This window comes from Pontibacterium granulatum (assembly GCF_029961155.1).
Lineage (GTDB): Bacteria > Pseudomonadota > Gammaproteobacteria > Pseudomonadales > Balneatricaceae > Pontibacterium > Pontibacterium granulatum.
Window position 1 is genome coordinate 1 of sequence record NZ_JASBRH010000047.1, and the last position, 3069, is coordinate 3069.

At 51.1% G+C, this 3069-nt stretch carries 1 rRNA gene; it reads left to right on the forward strand.

Features of this window, described 5'->3' with window-relative positions:
* Positions 1–143 precede the first annotated feature (143 nt).
* Positions 144–3028: ribosomal RNA gene (locus QKW35_RS21110) — 23S ribosomal RNA — on the forward strand.
* Positions 3029–3069: the final 41 nt, after the last annotated feature.

Here is a 3069-nt window from a genome sequence, read left to right on the forward strand (position 1 = left end):
TTATCTTTTAAAGCTTTTTTGCTTTAAACGCTCTTTAACAACTTAGATTTGATTCAAATTTTATTGATTGTTTGTACTGAGTACAAACGCCAATGGTAGTAATCGTTACTTCAGTCATTAGATCAGACCCCTTTGGGTTATATGGTCAAGTGACTAAGCGTGCACGGTGGATGCCTTGGCAGTCAGAGGCGATGAAGGACGTTGTAACCTGCGATAAGGTTCGGGGAGCTGGTAAACAAGCTTTGATCCGGACATTTCCGAATGGGGAAACCCACCTGTTTACAGGTATCTCTTAACTGAATACATAGGTTTTGAGAGGCGAACCCGGGGAACTGAAACATCTAAGTACCCGGAGGAAAAGAAATCAACCGAGATTCCCTAAGTAGCGGCGAGCGAACGGGGATTAGCCCTTAAGCATTCTTGTAGTTAGCAGAACACTCTGGAAAGTGTGGCCATAGTGGGTGATAGCCCCGTATGCGAAAGCTTATAGTTTGTGAAATCGAGTAAGGCGGAGCACGTGAAACTCTGTCTGAACATGGGGGGACCATCCTCCAAGGCTAAATACTCCTGACTGACCGATAGTGAACCAGTACCGTGAGGGAAAGGCGAAAAGAACCCCTGTGAGGGGAGTGAAATAGAACCTGAAACCGTGTACGTACAAGCAGTGGGAGCCGTTTTCGGACGGTGACTGCGTACCTTTTGTATAATGGGTCAGCGACTTACTTTCAGTAGCAAGGTTAACCGTTTAGGGGAGCCGTAGGGAAACCGAGTCTTAATAGGGCGTTGAGTTGCTGGGAGTAGACCCGAAACCGGGCGATCTATCCATGGGCAGGTTGAAGGTTGAGTAACATCAACTGGAGGACCGAACCGACTGTCGTTGAAAAGCCAGCGGATGACCTGTGGATAGGAGTGAAAGGCTAATCAAGCTCGGAGATAGCTGGTTCTCCTCGAAAGCTATTTAGGTAGCGCCTCGTGTCTAACCATGGGGGGTAGAGCACTGTTTCGGCTAGGGGGTCATCCCGACTTACCAACCCGATGCAAACTCCGAATACCCATGAGTTCAATCACGGGAGACACACGGCGGGTGCTAACGTCCGTCGTGGAAAGGGAAACAACCCAGACCGCCAGCTAAGGTCCCAAAGTGCATACTAAGTGGGAAACGATGTGGGAAGGCTCAGACAGCTAGGAGGTTGGCTTAGAAGCAGCCACCCTTTAAAGAAAGCGTAATAGCTCACTAGTCGAGTCGGCCTGCGCGGAAGATATAACGGGGCTAAGTATGCCACCGAAGCTGCGGATGCACTATGTGCATGGTAGAGGAGCGTTCTGTAAGCCGTTGAAGCTCAAGCCGTAAGGCAGGGTGGAGGTATCAGAAGTGCGAATGCTGACATGAGTAACGATAAGGGAGGTGAAAAACCTCCCCGCCGGAAGACCAAGGGTTCCTGTCCAACGCTATTCGAGGCAGGGTGAGTCGGCCCCTAAGGCGAGGCAGAAATGCGTAGTCGATGGGAAACAGGTTAATATTCCTGTACCGCTCATAATTGCGATGGGGGGACGGAGAAGGCTAGGCCAGCGCGGTGTTGGTTATCCGCGTTTAAGGTTGTAGGTTGAGAGCTTAGGCAAATCCGGGCTCTTAAGACTGAGAACTGATGACGAGGCTCTACGGAGCTGAAGTGGTTGATGCCATGCTTCCAGGAAAATCCTCTAAGCTTCAGATTATGATGCGACCGTACCCCAAACCGACACAGGTGGTCAGGTAGAGAATACTAAGGCGTTTGAGAGAACTCGGGTGAAGGAACTAGGCAAAATGGCACCGTAACTTCGGGAGAAGGTGCGCCGCTGATGGTGATGGAACTTGCTTCCTAAGCTGTTGGCGGTCGAAGATACCAGGTGGCTGCGACTGTTTATTAAAAACATAGCACTCTGCAAACTCGAAAGAGGACGTATAGGGTGTGACGCCTGCCCGGTGCCGGAAGGTTAATTGATGGGGTTAGCTTCGGCGAAGCTCTTGATCGAAGCCCCGGTAAACGGCGGCCGTAACTATAACGGTCCTAAGGTAGCGAAATTCCTTGTCGGGTAAGTTCCGACCTGCACGAATGGCGTAACGATGGCCACACTGTCTCCACCCGAGACTCAGTGAAATTGAAATAGCTGTTAAGATGCAGTTTACCCGCGGCTAGACGGAAAGACCCCGTGAACCTTTACTATAGCTTCACAGTGGACTTTGATATTACTTGTGTAGGATAGCTGGGAGGCTTTGAAGCATGCACGCCAGTGTGTGTGGAGCCAATCTTGAAATACCAGCCTGGTAATGTTGAGGTTCTAACCCAGGTCCCTAAGCGGGATCGGGGACATTGTGTGGTGGGTAGTTTGACTGGGGCGGTCTCCTCCCAAAGCGTAACGGAGGAGCACGAAGGTACACTCAGCATGGTCGGAAATCATGCAATGAGCGTAAGAGTAGAAGTGTGCTTGACTGCGAGACAGACACGTCGAGCAGGTACGAAAGTAGGTTCTAGTGATCCGGTGGTTCTGTATGGAAGGGCCATCGCTCAACGGATAAAAGGTACTCCGGGGATAACAGGCTGATACCGCCCAAGAGTTCACATCGACGGCGGTGTTTGGCACCTCGATGTCGGCTCATCACATCCTGGGGCTGAAGCCGGTCCCAAGGGTATGGCTGTTCGCCATTTAAAGTGGTACGCGAGCTGGGTTTAGAACGTCGTGAGACAGTTCGGTCCCTATCTGCCGTGGGCGTTTGAGATTTGAGAAGAGCTGCTCCTAGTACGAGAGGACCGGAGTGGACGAACCTCTGGTGTACCGGTTGTGATGCCAATTGCATTGCCGGGTAGCTACGTTCGGACGGGATAACCGCTGAAAGCATCTAAGCGGGAAGCCTCCTTCAAGATGAGATCTCACTGGGACCTTGAGTCCCCTAAAGGGCCGTTTAAGACTAAGACGTTGATAGGCTGGGTGTGGAAGCGTTGTGAGGCGTTAAGCTAACCAGTACTAATTGCCCGTGAGGCTTGACCATATAACGCCAAAGGCGTTTGGTGGCTGAAGAAAGATTACACC